Below are 14,512 nucleotides of genomic sequence, written 5' to 3'. Positions count from 1 at the left end.
CCTTTCAAATGTAAAAACCTACCTACAATATAATTAATAATGATTGCTATGTTGAAACAGCATATTAAAATGCTTGTGTTTCGCTAAGTTAATACTACCCATTCACTAAAGCATACCTAAGTATTAGTGTTTTGCAGTTTGTGTCGCAATGTACACCATACTCAGCGTCGTAAATACGAATGCTTGAATTGCACCTACGAACATACCAAATCCTTGCCAGATGGTAAGTGTTAAGAAACCGCCGGCGTAAAACCCTACTAAAGGCATTGTTAGAATTACTGCTATCAATACTTCTTTTGCGAAGATGTTACCGTAAAGACGGAAACCAAGAGTCAATATCTTCGCACCTTCCTCGATAATGTGTAAAGGAAGGAACACCGGATTTGGTTCAAAGAAGTGCTTAATATGTTTTACAGGCCCTCTATACATAAAACCTAAAATCTGAGATAAAAGTACGATTGATAGAGACATCGCAATCGTTACACTCGGACTTGCAGTTGGAGACATCCAAAAAGCAACGTGAGCGCCATGACCGTCTACTGAGTGCTCGTCAATCACCTCTTGTGTAATCCCTAAGGATTCCCAGAAAGGAGTTGTTTCTGTAAAGCTAACAGATATATTCAGAGGTATTCCTAAGAAATTGCCTATTAAGATAAATAAGAACAAAGTTAGTGCAAGGGTTACGAATTTCTCCCCGCGTTTCATATCCATTGTACTTGCTACAGTATTACGGATAAAATCATATACCATTTCTATCACAACTTGCTTTCTAGATGGATTATTGACGCTTATGCCCTTAACCATCCAAACGCAAAGTCCGATAACAATGATACATGTGAGTAGCACCATTCCTATGGCAGTAAGGTTAAATTCTAACCATGGTAAGCCTGCCGGTGCCCATGTTGGAAATAAGTGATGCATTTATGTTTTCCCCCCTTTCGTATTGCTGCTTGAGTAAACATGAATAAAAAAGTATATATATGCAATCATTTGAGCAAAAAATGCTCCAAATACCGTTGCAAATACATCAAACTCAGGCGAACGATTCGCAAGTAATACTACGAAAACTACAAAAAAAATGCGCCAGCCCATACCTGAAAAACGAAATGGACTTACATCGCCGTTCACTAATTTCTCTGTTACATAGACTACATTGCGGTATAATATGTAAATATTAATTAAACTCGCCGTAGCCCCTAGTACGAATCCTGCATAGATCGGTTTGGGATTGAAAATCCACAATAGTGCGACGATAAGAATAACAATCGAAGTTGCGAGAGGAACTTTCCGGTATTGTGTATGAAAATTATCTTCTTGGTGGCTGTCCACTGCGCATCTATCCTCTAAAATCAATAGTATTGGAACCTCTAGTCATTCAGAAATGGCTTGACTAGTTTGATTGCAGCAAAAATGCCAGCGCCAATCCCTAGAAGCAATCCTATTATCATGAAGACCTGACCACTTTGAAAATGCTCATCTAAGTAGCTCCCACCATAATAGCCGGCGGCTAATGAGATAGCGAACTGCATACCAAGTGATGATACTACTATAATTGCTTGTAAAGGAGTTTTGTTACTCATCTACTAACCTCGTTTTATAGTACAATAGTGCCTAGTCTATGTCAACCCACTCTAAAGTACTATTTGTAATGATATGTTACTATTTTCTAAATATTTTGAAAATATTTAGCGATTGCTTCTACGATACGAGATGACGCTTTTCCATCTCCATAAGGGTTCGATGCCTTTGACATACTCTGATACACTTCAACATTTGTCAATAATTGACTAGTAAGCGAGAAAATTTGTTGTTCGTCCGTGCCTGCTAACTTCAGTGTCCCCGCTGCGATTCCCTCTGGTCGCTCCGTCGTGTCGCGCAATACAAGTACAGGAACACCGAGTGACGGTGCTTCCTCTTGCAGTCCGCCAGAATCCGTCAGAATCAAATATGCGCGCTTCATGAAGTTATGGAAGTCTAGTACTTCTAATGGTTCTAATAGATGAACTCTCTCATTCCCACTCAAATACTGATTTACCGTATCCTTTACATTCGGATTCATATGTACTGGATATACGACGTGGACGTCCTCAAACTCTTCAATGATACGTAAAATAGCTTGGCATATGTTCACTAACGGCTGTCCATGGTTCTCTCTTCTATGGGCAGTGACCAATATCATCCGCGAAGAACTAGGGATCTGTTCTAGTACTGGATGACTATAGTCATCTTGAACCGTTGTATGTAATGCATCAATTACAGTGTTGCCTGTGACGTAGATGCTACGTTCCGGTTTGTGTTCTTGCAACAGATGTTTCTTTGCTGTTTCCGTTGGAGCAAAGTGAAGATCGGCTACAATGCCCGTCATCTGGCGATTCACTTCCTCAGGAAACGGAGAGTACTTATCGTAGGTCCGCAATCCTGCTTCCACGTGTCCAACGGCAACCTGCTGATAAAACGCCGCGAGACTAGCAGCCATCGTAGTTGTTGTATCGCCATGCACTAACACAATATCGAAAGACTCTTGCGTCAACACTTCTTCTAAGCCGGTTAAAACACGACTCGTAATTCCCGTTAACGTCTGCCGATCCTTCATAATATTCAAGTCATAATCCGGCGTTATCTGAAATAAACGAAGCACTTGGTCTAGCATCTCTCGATGTTGTGCCGTAACACATACTTTAGAAATAATGGAAGGCTCCATTTCTAGCGCTTTCACTAGTGGAGCCATTTTAATTGCTTCAGGGCGGGTACCAAAGACTGTAAGAACTTTTATCTTTTTATCTGTCATGTTTGTAACTCCTTAATGACATTCATATTACAATGCAATTTAACATTTACGATTATAATAAAATTCCCATAAACGAAATTATTTGGTGCCAAATAAACGGTCACCAGCATCTCCAAGACCTGGCACAATATAACCTTTTTTGTTAAGCTTCTCATCCACAGCAGCGACGTAGATATCTACATCATCATGGTGTTTTTGAACTTTTTCGATACCTTCTGGAGCAGCAATCAAGCACATTAACTTAATGTTCTGCGCTCCACGGTCTTTCAGGAATTGAATCGCCGCTACAGCAGAACCACCTGTCGCTAACATTGGGTCAATGACAATCAGTTCTCTTTCCTCTACATCAGTCGGAAGCTTGCAGTAATATTCCACTGGCTCTAGCGTCTCAGGGTCACGATATAATCCAATATGACCTACTTTTGCCGCAGGAATTAAGCGCAGTACGCCATCTACCATACCTAATCCGGCACGTAGAATCGGGATAATCCCTAGCTTTTTACCGGCTATTTTCTTTACTGTAGCTTCACACACTGGTGTCTCAATAGTCTGTTCTGACAAACTCAGGTCGCGTGTAATTTCATATGCCATCAGCATAGCAACTTCTTCCACTAAGTCACGGAAGTCTTTCGTACCTGTGTTCTTATCACGAATATACGATAATTTATGTTGGATTAATGGATGATCTGTAACGAATACTTTACTCATTGCTACCTCCTGTTGTAATTATTCAGCAATTTGACTATGACGAGGGCATACATACATCGGATACTTGTCACACAACTGCTTTACTAATGCTTTCGCTTTTTCTAAAGAAGCTTCATCTTCCGGAGCCTTTAGTGTAATCGAGATAATTTCTGCGATACTCTCCATATCTTCTACAACCATCCCTCTACTACTTACAGCTGCTGTACCTATACGTACACCACTAGTAACAAACGGACTTTCTGGGTCATTCGGGATTGCGTTCTTGTTGACAGTTACTCCCACTTCATCTAACACATGCTCAGCTACCTTACCAGTTAAGTTCACACTGCGTAAGTCTACAAGCAATAAGTGGTTATCTGTGCCGCCAGAAATAAGGTTGAAACCACGTGCTGTCAATGCTTTCGCTAAAGCTGCTGCATTATCGACAACGTTTTGTGAGTATTGCTTAAACTCTGGCTTCAATGCTTCACCAAAAGCAACTGCCTTGGCAGCGATCACATGCATCAACGGTCCGCCTTGTGAGCCAGGGAACACAGCTTTATCAATCGCTTTTGCATACTCCTCTTTGCATAAAATAACCCCACCACGAGGCCCACGTAGAGTTTTATGAGTTGTACTAGTAACAACATCTGCGTAAGGTATAGGACTTGGGTGATGTCCCGTAGCAACAAGACCAGCAATGTGAGCCATATCGACCATAAAGTAAGCGTTTACTTTTTTGGCGATTTCCGACATTCTCTCGAAGTCAATCACACGCGGATACGCGCTTGCTCCCGCAACAATCATCTTCGGCTTATGTTCGATTGCTAACTTCTCTACTTGGTCATAATCGATTCTATGATTGACCTCATCCACGCCATATGCAACAAAGTTATAATATTGTCCCGACATATTCACCGGGCTACCATGAGTAAGGTGTCCGCCATGGGCAAGATTCATACCTAGAACAGTATCTCCAGTCTTAAGCAGCGCAAAATACACAGCCATGTTCGCTTGCGCCCCTGAATGAGGTTGAACATTTACGTGCTCTGCTCCAAAAATCTGCTTCAAACGGTCACGAGCGATATCCTCCACGACATCAACATGCTCACAACCACCATAATATCGTTTCCCCGGGTATCCCTCTGCATATTTATTCGTTAGTACCGTACCCATTGCTTCCATAACAGCCTGACTCACGAAGTTCTCCGATGCGATTAACTCAATCTTATTGCGTTGACGTTCTAACTCTAAATCAATCAGTTCAGCGATTTGTGGATCTTGGTTTTTTACATGTTTTAACAAAATAAACTCCCCTTCCTATTATGTAAAGAAAACTTGGCAGTCACCAAGCTGTTGCGATGAGAATGCTTTGGCGAAGCGCACATGCGCATAAGTCTCGCTTTAATATTCAGCCCTGCATCCACCAATCAGCTTTGGTCTAGTAAAAGCAAGTAATACCCTAGCTTGTCCGATAAAAGCATCTGGATAGCGCACAGGAACAGCTACTTGTTTAAGGTGCATCCCAATCATCGTTTCACCTATATCGATGCCGGCATCGGCGCGAATAGTTTCTACCAACGCTGGATTCTCAAACCTTAGATAGGCAGTGGTTGCCATTGACCCACCCGCTTTCGCCACTGGGCGCGCTGAAACCTCTTCTAATTGAAATCGTTTGAGTGTGGATCGTTCCACGACTAATGCTCGATTGAGATGTTCGCAGCATTGAAATGCGAGATGAAAGGAATGTTGTTTTACTTTTTGCTCTAAAACGTCAAATATGGTCTCGGCAATGGATATGCTACCTGCTGTTCCAATCTTCGCACCAGCTACTTCACTTGTACTTGTCCCGATGATAAGTATATGTTCGTTAGATAACGTTTTTGCTTGTAATAGCCATTCAATCGCTTTCGTTACCTGGCTCTTCATATGTACGAGATTCATTGGATTCTGTTCGCGACTCATCCCCATCACCTATCGTTGATTATTATTATTTAGAGTACTTCTCTTCAATTGCCTTTATTTTGCCAACTCGACTGTCGTGACGGCCACCTTCATATTCCGTTTGTAACCATGTCTGTACAATGTCTTGCGCAAGTCCAAAACCAATGACCCTTGCCCCCATTGCTAAAACATTCGAGTCGTTATGTTGTCGCGTCGCTTTCGCTGAAAAGGTATCGTGCACAACAACAGAGCGTACACCTGGCACTTTATTTGCCGCTATTGCCATTCCAAGCCCAGTTCCGCAAATGAGTATCCCTCGATCGTACCTTCCGTCAGCAACCGCTTCTGCCACTGGCAAAGCGTAATCTGGGTAGTCCACGGATTCAGAATTGCTCGTTCCAAAATCAAACACTTCATAGCCCATTTCGTGAATCAACTCTTTAATTTCTTCCTTCAATACATACCCACCATGATCTGCAGCGATAGCAACTTTCATTGTATGCACCTCCATTATCATATTAGATTATCATAAACTTATCATTCTCAAAAGAGTAAATTCATACTATCATATTTTTTTTACTAAAGTAAAGGTAACAAAAAAACTAGGTTTCGCACCTAGTTTTTTCTGCATTTAAATCTTGATATCACTTTTTGTAAATCTTTTGCTGAGTTTTGTAGCACTTCTGCGTTGGCAGAAATTTCTTCCATAGTTGCCGTCTGTTCCTCCGCTGATGCAGCCATTTCTTGTGCGGAAGCTGATGTTTGTTCTGCAACTGCTGCCACGCTTTGCGCTTCATCGACTGTGTGTTGCGCTTGTTTGACTTGTTCTTTAACTAATGTATCGATTTGTTGAATCGCATCAACCACTTCATTAACCGATAGTGTAATATTCTGTAAGGCAACATGACTAGCTGTGCCCTTCTCAGAAGCGGTATTGGCAAGTTCTACTTGGCCTTCTATTTGTTTTACTACATTTTTCACTTCATTCTGCATTTGTAGGATAAGATTCGTAATATTGCTAACAGCTGTTCTACTTTGATCTGCCAGCTTACGCACTTCCTCTGCTACTACCGCAAATCCTCTACCATGTTCGCCAGCTCGCGCTGCTTCAATACTTGCATTTAACGCTAGTAAATTTGTTTGCTCTGCAATGTCACCTACAACTGCAGAGATTTTGCCTATTTCGCTTGCGTTTTTCTCTAAGCGCCTTACTACTTCAATCGAATCTTGATTAGAAGTCGCTATATTCGACATGCCCGCTACTAAATCTTCAAAAACAATGCCACTCTCGTGAATCGTCTTCAACATAGCCTGCGACAGTGTTTTCGTACCGTTTCCACGTTCTTCAATCTCCTGTGCTAACGAAGTAACACGTCCAACGGCATCTAAAGTCGTTTGGGCCGCTTCCGCTTGACGAACTGCACCTTGCGCTATATCTTCAATGGTATAGCTGATTTGTTCAGCAGTCTTTGCTGCTTCACGGGAAGCCGTTGTTAACTCTTCAACATTTGCTTTCGTCTGATCAAAGTTTCTCGTAATTTCATTCACGATTTGACGGAGGTTCTCCATCATTTTATTAAAAGCTTCGCTAAGCGCGCGAATCTCGTCATCAGACTTACCTGTCGCAACTTCCACGTCCAAATCGCCAGTCGCTGCTATCGTAGCATTTTCTTCAATTCGTATTAGCGAGCTACTGATAATCTTTGCAATCAAATAGCCTAAGAGAGCGGACCACATGACCCCTTTCACAAGTGTCATAATGACTACCTCAACACGCGATAACCCGAAGAACTCAAAGAAGAATTGTTCCAGTACTAAAATGAACACACCTGTACAAGTGTAGGTAATGACAGCGAGTCCCGTGATAGCTAAGACCATCTTCTTCGCTAAACTAAATTTATAATTCCTTTTGCTTTTCATGAAAATCGCATTCCATAAACCCTTAATATCCATGCGATACCGCTCCCCATAAATTTCTGTCTAAAGATTCAACCTGTTTCTTCAAAGAATTCCTAACTACTTAGCTTATTCAATAACTTCTTAACTTTTTCAGTAAATCCTGAATCACATTTTCTAGCGCCTTTGCGCATTGATCATATATCTGATAGGAACCACCAAATGGATCGAGGACATCTGTCCTTTCATTGTACGTGTAATCCCAAAGATTGTAAACATTATCTTTCGTCTGATAATTCATCAATAATGATTGGCGATGGGATTCTGTCATCGTGAGAATTAAGTCAGCCCAATCTAGTAAATCCTGAGTCACCAAACGCGAAAGATGGTCTTCCGAATGAATTCCACGATTTTCTAAAACCAATCGAGCATTCTCCGACATCTCGATTCCATCCCACGCAGATACACCTGCGGATTGAACTTCAATATTGAGATTATCCTTCTCCACGAGATTGCGCGTGATCCGCTCTGCCATTGGACTTCTACAAGTATTCCCTGTACAAACGAATAGAATTTTCACTTTCTGTTGCTCATGCATACTACATATACCTCCAGGCTTTCTATTCTCAATGGGCAATAGATAAAATAAGGACACCTAGGAATATACCGAATTGGGCATATATAGGACTCTGACGAAACGCACTCGGCAATAGATGGAAGGCAACAATATACACCATTGCTCCAGCAGCAAAACCTAAGGACGTCGCAATCATCGTGTCCGTTGGTTCAATCCAGTGTGTACCAATCCATGTACCGAGTGGAACACAAAGGGAAACAAGTAACAGTAACGTGATGATTGACAGTTTTCCAGTCCGGCTTTTCAATAGAGGTGCCGTCACACCGATTCCCTCCGGAATATTATGGAGCGCAATCGCAAAGATAAGTGCTAACCCAAGTTGATGATTGGCAGCTTCCCCCGCAGCAATTGCTAGCCCTTCTGGGATGTTATGCATGGCAATACCAAGCACCATCGTCCAACCAATTTTAACAAATTCGGAGTTATTCTGTCCAGTATTTTTTTTGCCCATTCGTCTCTTTCGAATTCCTTGATTTGCTAGCATATCGACCCCATAAGAAATGATTACCATAAATAGTATACCTACGAGAATCCCTCTTAACACAAACCAACTGCCTTCAATTTGCAAAGCATGCGATAGTAAGTCAACCACCAGTATCGCCATGATTCCAGCAGCCAAACCAAGATAGCCTGCCATAAACTGTCGACTAGGAATTCCGATTGCAAATACAATCAAGCAACCAATAATCGTAGCAAGCCCCGCTAGCAAACTCATAATCAGTATTTGGTCCATATCGTAGCCCCTTACAGCACGTTACCACCGGACGCTTTCACTATGCGGTTCATAATTGCGTATCCCAAGCCAGAACCGCAGACTTCTTCAATAAAAATATGCTCTACTTGAAGTTGATCAAGCTCGCGCAGCCAATGATATAAAGAGCTAGCAATCTGTACTGAATCATTCTCATGAACTCTTAGAAAAGTGATAGAATGCGAACCATCGTGTGGATTAAAGAGTCCGTCAAAATACTCTTGGTACGTTGCTTTGCTACATATGAGTCCCACTGTTGCGTCTTGTGGTAGTGTGCGAATCGTTTGTACTACTATATGTGCCGAATCCGTCAAAAATACTGCAACATCTCCATCCGGAGAGTAGTGTGTGTATTTCATGCCAGGTGATTTCGGTGCGTGATGCATCGATTCAATCGCAATATCAACTTCCACTTGTCCGATACATTCTCGCAGTGACTCTAACGAAGCCCCACCCGGTCTTAAAACCATTGGAATATCGGTAGTTAAATCAAGTACCGTCGATTCCACTCCAACACCTGTTTCTCCACCGTCAAGAATTACTGGTATACGACCTTGCAAGTCATGGTAGACATGCTCAGCTTTGGTTGGACTCGGCTTTCCAGATACATTCGCACTAGGTGCTGCTATTGGAAGGTTGCATTGTTCTAGGAGAGCAAGCGCAACAGGATGATTGGGAACTCGAATTCCCACCGTATCAAGACCAGCCGTCACGTTTAAAGCTAGCGCATCATTGGCAGGCAATATACAAGTTAAAGGGCCAGGCCAAAAAGCTTTTGCTAGCTTCATCAGCTTGTCCCACATGTTTGTGTCCATCCTTGAGTGATTTACAAACGCATCAATGTCTTGTATATCTTTCACGTGCACAATCAAAGGGTTGTCACTAGGCCTTCCCTTTGCTTCGAAAATTCGTTGCACAGCAGTATAATCAAAGGCATTGGCACCTAGACCATACACTGTTTCTGTGGGAAAGGCGACAACTTGTCCAAGGCACAGGAGCTCCGCTGCCTGCTGGACTTTTACTTGGTTCTGATTCGAATCTAACGAATCAGAGTCTATGTAAACTAACTGAGTTTTTATGTTCATACACCGTCTTTCGTTGTTACCTCTAAGCTTTCTTCGATTCAGATTCGTCTTTTTGCAAGCACATGACAGTCGCAAGGGCCTCATCATACTCCTGAAAATGGGTAGACTGACGCAATTCATCAGGAACTTTATTCCATGCAATTTCTTTAAAACCCCAGTATTCAAAGAAAGATTGCGAATTACTTGTCATTAGATAAATCTTTTTCAAACCTAATCTCCATCCGTAGGAAACAATTAACGCGATTAGCTCTACGCCAACCCTAGAATTCCAAGACTCTGATCGAAGTACTAATGACCTTAGAATACCACATTCTCCATATACTTCAAGCCCAACCATACCCACAATGTGAGGGCGCGCCTCTGGGCGTAAGTCTTCCACAACGAGAAAATTCTCAATATGCTCTGCAATCCCTGCCTTATTCAATTTCGCTTTCTCTAATAATTGTTCCATATAAATCATATCATTTTGTTTCGCTAGGCGCACTACGATACTCATAAAAAAAGCCCCTCCTCCAGAACGTATATTACCCATTCTATGAGGCTTGGCTCTTTATATTACTATTGAAATAATTTCTTGATAAAAAATTGTACTTCCGGTTTTTGGGTAGTCCCTTTATTTGCTAACCCATCAGCTAATTGTTGGCTACCAGATTGTATCTCACTGGTTTGCATTTGAGATTCACTAGCATCTATCGCAGTTGTCTTCGCTGTTGCGATATCGACAAAGCATAGTGGAGGGTACAGAACGCACCACCAGTTCTTCCCTTGCGCTTCACCAATTTCTATTAGGACAGCCGTATACACTCCTGCCGGATATATATGTTCACCATATTGCACTGTCGGGAAATCCGTATCACCCAATGTTACTTTTACAGGATAGTCGAAGCCCTCGTTCTTTAATGTCTGGTTCACTATTTCTTGAATCGTATCAATTCTACTTGAAATCAACTGTTGTGCTTGCTCACTACTAGCGACATCTGTTGTCCATTGTTTCATTTCTACCGTCACAGCATCACGCACTCGATGCTTCAACCATTGATCGACTGCTCCATCGCTATTTGGCAATATTCTCAAGCGAATCGCGTCACTCGGTAACTCTTGACTTTTCCAAAGCAAAGGCTGAGAATACGCTTGCTCCCAACTCATGACTAATATACAAACTAATATGCTTATATAACCCACTATACGATATACTGAACGATTCATCTTCACTAGCTCCCATCTCTATCTTCTATGATAGCATTATGGTCAGAAGTGAAGGTTTCTAAACCCTTTTTGCAAAAATTACTCGATCAATTCCCGCAAGGTCTTGATACACCGCGATATCTTGATAACCTTCAAACTGTAAAAGATTTTGAATATCTAGGCTTTGTCCATAGCCAATTTCAAAACCAAGCCAACCGCCTTTTAATGAGTAATTTCTCGCTTCACGAATGATTCTCTTATAGATCGCAAGGCCATTGTCTTCGGCAAATAACGCAAGGTGCGGTTCATAATCCTTTACTTCAGAAGCTAGAATTGCTTGATCTTGGAGGTCGATATACGGCGGATTCGATAGGATCATATCATAAAGTTCAACCGACGCATGATATGTTTGATTCGCTGCATGATGTGTTTGATCCGACGCAGGATGTATTTGACTCGATAAGGGTTGTCCAGGCCATAAATCCCCTAAATGCCAAGTTGGCATCTTCACATCGATATGCCCTAAGCTCGATACGCTTACATTTTCAATCAGGCGTTCGCCGTTGATCTTCGCTACTGCTAAGGCATCACTCGATATTTCGACCGCATCTACGTGCAATTGATATCCCTTTAATGCTGACTCTAGCGTGATCGTAATCGGAATAACTCCGCTCCCAGTACCGATATCAAGTATACGGATATCGGGATTCGTTTTGTTACTATCGGTTACCCTCAATTTTAGTTCGTGAATTTCCCCAATCCTACGCATTGCTTGTTCGACTAAAAGTTCAGTTTCAGGGCGCGGGATTAGCACGCGTTCATCCACATAAAAATCTCTTCCGTAAAATTCTTGGTTTTTCAAAATATATTGGATAGGAACGTGCCTACCACGTAACTCAATTGATTCAGTAAATCGCTGAAATGCCCCTTCTGGCAGTGATTCGTCCCAACTCATAAAAAGCTGATGTCGTTCTAGTCCCGCGACTTTACGCAGCAATAGCTCAGCCTCAAATTTCGGATTTTGGGTTTGTTTTTGCTGTAAAAAAGAAGAAGCCCACAAGTAGGCTTCACGATATGTTTTCAACATTTGAAAACCTCCACATTCAATTCCTTAGGTTTCCTTTACTGGTCTTCCTTCAGCATACTGGATTGTTCTTCTACAACCAGGCTGTCAATGATTTCATCAAGGTCACCCTGTAAAATATAATCAAGCTTGTGCAACGTTAAACCTATCCGGTGATCCGTCACACGGCTTTGTGGGAAGTTATATGTGCGAATACGTTCACTACGATCACCCGTACCTACTTTCCCTTTACGTTCTTGAGCGAGCTCTGCATCTCGTTCTTGTTGAATCTTATCATATACACGAGCACGTAATACACGCATCGCTTTTTCTTTGTTCTTCAACTGCGACTTCTCATCTTGGCAGCTTACGACAATTCCCGTTGGAACGTGTGTTAAACGAACCGCTGATTGCGTCGTGTTAACGCTCTGACCGCCAGGCCCTGAAGAACAGAATAAATCGACACGAACATCTTTATCATGGATTTCCACTTCTACTTCTTCCGCTTCTGGCAATACTACAACAGTTGATGTAGAAGTATGGATGCGGCCGCCACTTTCCGTCTCAGGTATACGTTGTACGCGGTGAGCACCACTTTCGTACTTCAGACGACTGTAAGCACCCTTCCCGATTACCGTAAAGATAATTTCTTTATAGCCACCAATATCCGTATAGTTCGCTTCTAGTACCTCTGTTTTCCATCCACGGCGCTCTGCATAACGCACATACATCTTATATAAATCTCCTGCGAATAACGCAGCTTCGTCACCACCAGCAGCTCCACGAATTTCTACGATAACGTTTTTATCATCATTTGGATCTTTCGGCAATAATAAAATCTTCAGTCGTTCTCCAAGCTCTTCCACACTTTCACTAAGCTCATCAATTTCCATCTTGACCATGTCACGCATCTCGTCATCTAGCTTTTCTTCAAGCATAGCTTTTGCTTCTGCTAATTGCTTCTTCTGTGATTGGTATTCACGGTAAACCTCTACCGTTTCTTGTAAATCAGATTGCTCCTTGGAAAACTTGCGAAGCTTATTAATATCACTGATAACATCAGGATCACAAAGTGCTTCGCTTAATTTGTCATATCGTTCTGCTAAAGATTGTAATTTATCAAACATTATATCGTATCCACCCTTTAAGCCGTTATTTTCATTGTTATTTGATTCTTTAATCTTGTTACTTTATTTCATTACTTTATTTCATTACTTTATTTCATTGCTTTATTTCATATTTCGGATTATTAATCTTGAAATTGCGCATGATTCGTGACCTCTGGTTCCACTGCGTCTATCGTAGCTTCCGTCTTCACATTCCCAATCGTGATTGGAATACCCAGCACTGATTGTGTCGCTACAATAGCAGCCTCTATCTGTTGGTCGTCAGGTTCGCGTGTCGTCAATTTCTGTAGTAAAAGACCTGGTGCTATAAGGATTCTACCGAAAAAGTTGGTCGTGCAATGCTTCCCGGTAAAACGAATAATTTCGTAAGCAATTCCCGCAATAAATGGCAGCATTAAAATTCGCAAAAGAATCTCTAACCATGCAACAGAACTACTAATAAACGAGAAGGCAATAATTTTCACAATCATGACGAATAAAATAAAGCTTGTTCCACAGCGTGGATGCAACGTACTATATTTCTTAATATTCTCGACTGTTAGTTCCTCATCCGCTTCATACGCACTGATTGTCTTATGTTCTGCCCCGTGATATTGGAACACCCTTTGAATATCTTTCATCCTCGATAGGAGTAATATGTAGCATAATAAGATGAAAATTCTAAGTATCCCTTCGACAAGACTAAATAAAATCCCTTGAAACCCTGATAAAAATTTCGTTAATCCCGCCGGTAAAATTACAAAAAGTCCAATTCCAAATAACAGCGAGAAAAAAATTGTAACAGCAATTTCTTTCGAAGAAAGTTCTTCCTCTTTGGTCTCAGCGCTAAGGTTGGCAGATTGGGTCAAAGCTTTCATACCCATGATTAACGCTTCAAACAGATTCACAGTTCCTCGTATAAAAGGTAGCCCCAACACAGGATACCTCTGAATGATGGATTGATGTCGATCGTTCGATAAAAAGATACTTCCGTCAGGTTGCCGAACTGCTAAGGAAAGGTTTTCCCCATTACGCATCAGGACGCCTTCGATTACAGCTTGACCGCCAATCAAGGTTTTTTGACTCATGGTACACCTTCCATTCAATAAATTATGCCTTATATTCATACGTTCAAAGAAAACGTTAGATGTTCTTCAACATGTATAACATTATAATTATATTCTAAAGATGTAAGCAAAGTCAAAGAAAAGATAAACAAAACTTGGCATACACCAAGTCCATCTGACGAAGGTGAATGCCTTAGTTGCCGTTACTTATAGTCAGAATTTTCATAAATTCTGACTATGAAACAAATATAATCATATACCTAGACACACAATGTGCATCTAGGCATATGATTATACAAATAA

The 14,512-nt window shown here is 41.5% G+C and carries 17 protein-coding genes; all 17 read right to left on the bottom strand.

Translation table 11 applies throughout. The features are described 5' to 3' along the window. Positions 1 to 123 precede the first annotated feature (123 nt). A complete protein-coding gene (atpB, locus tag BHU72_RS08850; protein ID WP_069702264.1) occupies positions 124 to 921 on the bottom strand; it encodes a F0F1 ATP synthase subunit A in 798 nt (265 codons plus the stop codon). Beyond that, on the bottom strand, positions 922 to 1,329 hold the full coding sequence (locus BHU72_RS08845; protein WP_218076122.1) for an ATP synthase subunit I: 408 nt from the start codon (positions 1,327 to 1,329) through the stop codon (positions 922 to 924). 38 nt (positions 1,330 to 1,367) lie between these two features. Next, on the bottom strand, positions 1,368 to 1,580 hold the full coding sequence (locus BHU72_RS08840; protein WP_069702262.1) for an AtpZ/AtpI family protein: 213 nt from the start codon (positions 1,578 to 1,580) through the stop codon (positions 1,368 to 1,370). 86 nt (positions 1,581 to 1,666) lie between these two features. Further along, entirely contained in the window at positions 1,667 to 2,788 is a 1,122-nt protein-coding gene (gene wecB, locus BHU72_RS08835) for a non-hydrolyzing UDP-N-acetylglucosamine 2-epimerase (protein WP_069702261.1), read from the bottom strand. A 78-nt stretch (positions 2,789 to 2,866) separates the two neighbouring features. Continuing rightward, positions 2,867 to 3,496 (bottom strand): uracil phosphoribosyltransferase, encoded by a 630-nt coding sequence (gene upp, locus BHU72_RS08830; RefSeq protein ID WP_069702260.1) that lies wholly within the window; start codon positions 3,494 to 3,496, stop codon positions 2,867 to 2,869. Positions 3,497 to 3,514: 18 nt separating this feature from the next. Beyond that, positions 3,515 to 4,780 carry a serine hydroxymethyltransferase gene (gene glyA / locus BHU72_RS08825; RefSeq protein ID WP_069702259.1) on the bottom strand — a complete coding sequence of 422 codons (1,266 nt, stop codon included), beginning with the start codon at positions 4,778 to 4,780 and terminating at the stop codon, positions 3,515 to 3,517. Positions 4,781 to 4,879: 99 nt separating this feature from the next. Continuing rightward, positions 4,880 to 5,440 carry a TIGR01440 family protein gene (locus BHU72_RS08820; RefSeq protein ID WP_254006240.1) on the bottom strand — a complete coding sequence of 187 codons (561 nt, stop codon included), beginning with the start codon at positions 5,438 to 5,440 and terminating at the stop codon, positions 4,880 to 4,882. A 25-nt stretch (positions 5,441 to 5,465) separates the two neighbouring features. Beyond that, positions 5,466 to 5,915 carry a ribose 5-phosphate isomerase B gene (gene rpiB, locus BHU72_RS08815; RefSeq protein WP_069702258.1) on the bottom strand — a complete coding sequence of 150 codons (450 nt, stop codon included), beginning with the start codon at positions 5,913 to 5,915 and terminating at the stop codon, positions 5,466 to 5,468. A 119-nt stretch (positions 5,916 to 6,034) separates the two neighbouring features. Beyond that, positions 6,035 to 7,372 carry a methyl-accepting chemotaxis protein gene (locus tag BHU72_RS08810; RefSeq protein ID WP_083248354.1) on the bottom strand — a complete coding sequence of 446 codons (1,338 nt, stop codon included), beginning with the start codon at positions 7,370 to 7,372 and terminating at the stop codon, positions 6,035 to 6,037. A 76-nt stretch (positions 7,373 to 7,448) separates the two neighbouring features. After that, the gene (locus BHU72_RS08805; protein WP_218076121.1) at positions 7,449 to 7,913 is read right to left on the bottom strand and encodes a low molecular weight protein arginine phosphatase; all 465 of its coding nucleotides are present in this window, start codon (positions 7,911 to 7,913) and stop codon (positions 7,449 to 7,451) included. Between the two features lie 28 nt (positions 7,914 to 7,941). Beyond that, positions 7,942 to 8,685: a ZIP family metal transporter gene (locus BHU72_RS08800; RefSeq protein WP_069702257.1), complete on the bottom strand. Its 744-nt coding sequence runs from the start codon at positions 8,683 to 8,685 to the stop codon at positions 7,942 to 7,944. 11 nt (positions 8,686 to 8,696) lie between these two features. Beyond that, complete coding sequence (locus BHU72_RS08795; protein WP_069702256.1) at positions 8,697 to 9,788, bottom strand: L-threonylcarbamoyladenylate synthase; 1,092 nt, start codon at positions 9,786 to 9,788, stop codon at positions 8,697 to 8,699. 22 nt (positions 9,789 to 9,810) lie between these two features. After that, positions 9,811 to 10,284, bottom strand: coding sequence for a GNAT family N-acetyltransferase (locus BHU72_RS08790; protein ID WP_069702255.1), 474 nt, complete (start codon positions 10,282 to 10,284; stop codon positions 9,811 to 9,813). 62 nt (positions 10,285 to 10,346) lie between these two features. Further along, the gene (gene spoIIR / locus BHU72_RS08785) at positions 10,347 to 10,994 is read right to left on the bottom strand and encodes a stage II sporulation protein R (RefSeq protein WP_069702254.1); all 648 of its coding nucleotides are present in this window, start codon (positions 10,992 to 10,994) and stop codon (positions 10,347 to 10,349) included. Positions 10,995 to 11,052: 58 nt separating this feature from the next. After that, positions 11,053 to 12,060, bottom strand: coding sequence for a N5-glutamine methyltransferase family protein (locus BHU72_RS08780; RefSeq protein WP_069702253.1), 1,008 nt, complete (start codon positions 12,058 to 12,060; stop codon positions 11,053 to 11,055). A 35-nt stretch (positions 12,061 to 12,095) separates the two neighbouring features. Then, on the bottom strand, positions 12,096 to 13,163 hold the full coding sequence (prfA, locus tag BHU72_RS08775) for a peptide chain release factor 1 (protein WP_069702252.1): 1,068 nt from the start codon (positions 13,161 to 13,163) through the stop codon (positions 12,096 to 12,098). A 122-nt stretch (positions 13,164 to 13,285) separates the two neighbouring features. Continuing rightward, positions 13,286 to 14,230 (bottom strand): DUF1385 domain-containing protein, encoded by a 945-nt coding sequence (locus tag BHU72_RS08770; RefSeq protein WP_069702251.1) that lies wholly within the window; start codon positions 14,228 to 14,230, stop codon positions 13,286 to 13,288. Positions 14,231 to 14,512: the final 282 nt, after the last annotated feature.

The organism is Desulfuribacillus stibiiarsenatis (assembly GCF_001742305.1).
GTDB lineage: Bacteria > Bacillota > Bacilli > Desulfuribacillales > Desulfuribacillaceae > Desulfuribacillus_A > Desulfuribacillus_A stibiiarsenatis.
This window is presented reverse-complemented; position numbering and strand designations above follow the sequence as displayed.

What these genes read in the sequence shown, in the direction of transcription:
- BHU72_RS08800 (WP_069702257.1), bottom strand. Translation starts at nt 8,685, where the DNA reads ATGGACCAAATACTGATTATGAGTTTGCTAGCGGGGCTTGCTACGATT.
- rpiB (WP_069702258.1), bottom strand. Translation starts at nt 5,915, where the DNA reads ATGAAAGTTGCTATCGCTGCAGATCATGGTGGGTATGTATTGAAGGAA.
- BHU72_RS08820 (WP_254006240.1), bottom strand. Translation starts at nt 5,440, where the DNA reads ATGAGTCGCGAACAGAATCCAATGAATCTCGTACATATGAAGAGCCAG.
- BHU72_RS08840 (WP_069702262.1), bottom strand. Translation starts at nt 1,580, where the DNA reads ATGAGTAACAAAACTCCTTTACAAGCAATTATAGTAGTATCATCACTT.
- BHU72_RS08780 (WP_069702253.1), bottom strand. Translation starts at nt 12,060, where the DNA reads ATGTTGAAAACATATCGTGAAGCCTACTTGTGGGCTTCTTCTTTTTTA.
- BHU72_RS08790 (WP_069702255.1), bottom strand. Translation starts at nt 10,284, where the DNA reads ATGAGTATCGTAGTGCGCCTAGCGAAACAAAATGATATGATTTATATG.
- BHU72_RS08805 (WP_218076121.1), bottom strand. Translation starts at nt 7,913, where the DNA reads ATGCATGAGCAACAGAAAGTGAAAATTCTATTCGTTTGTACAGGGAAT.
- BHU72_RS08795 (WP_069702256.1), bottom strand. Translation starts at nt 9,788, where the DNA reads ATGAACATAAAAACTCAGTTAGTTTACATAGACTCTGATTCGTTAGAT.
- wecB (WP_069702261.1), bottom strand. Translation starts at nt 2,788, where the DNA reads ATGACAGATAAAAAGATAAAAGTTCTTACAGTCTTTGGTACCCGCCCT.
- atpB (WP_069702264.1), bottom strand. Translation starts at nt 921, where the DNA reads ATGCATCACTTATTTCCAACATGGGCACCGGCAGGCTTACCATGGTTA.
- prfA (WP_069702252.1), bottom strand. Translation starts at nt 13,163, where the DNA reads ATGTTTGATAAATTACAATCTTTAGCAGAACGATATGACAAATTAAGC.
- BHU72_RS08810 (WP_083248354.1), bottom strand. Translation starts at nt 7,372, where the DNA reads ATGGATATTAAGGGTTTATGGAATGCGATTTTCATGAAAAGCAAAAGG.
- upp (WP_069702260.1), bottom strand. Translation starts at nt 3,496, where the DNA reads ATGAGTAAAGTATTCGTTACAGATCATCCATTAATCCAACATAAATTA.
- BHU72_RS08770 (WP_069702251.1), bottom strand. Translation starts at nt 14,230, where the DNA reads ATGAGTCAAAAAACCTTGATTGGCGGTCAAGCTGTAATCGAAGGCGTC.
- spoIIR (WP_069702254.1), bottom strand. Translation starts at nt 10,994, where the DNA reads ATGAATCGTTCAGTATATCGTATAGTGGGTTATATAAGCATATTAGTT.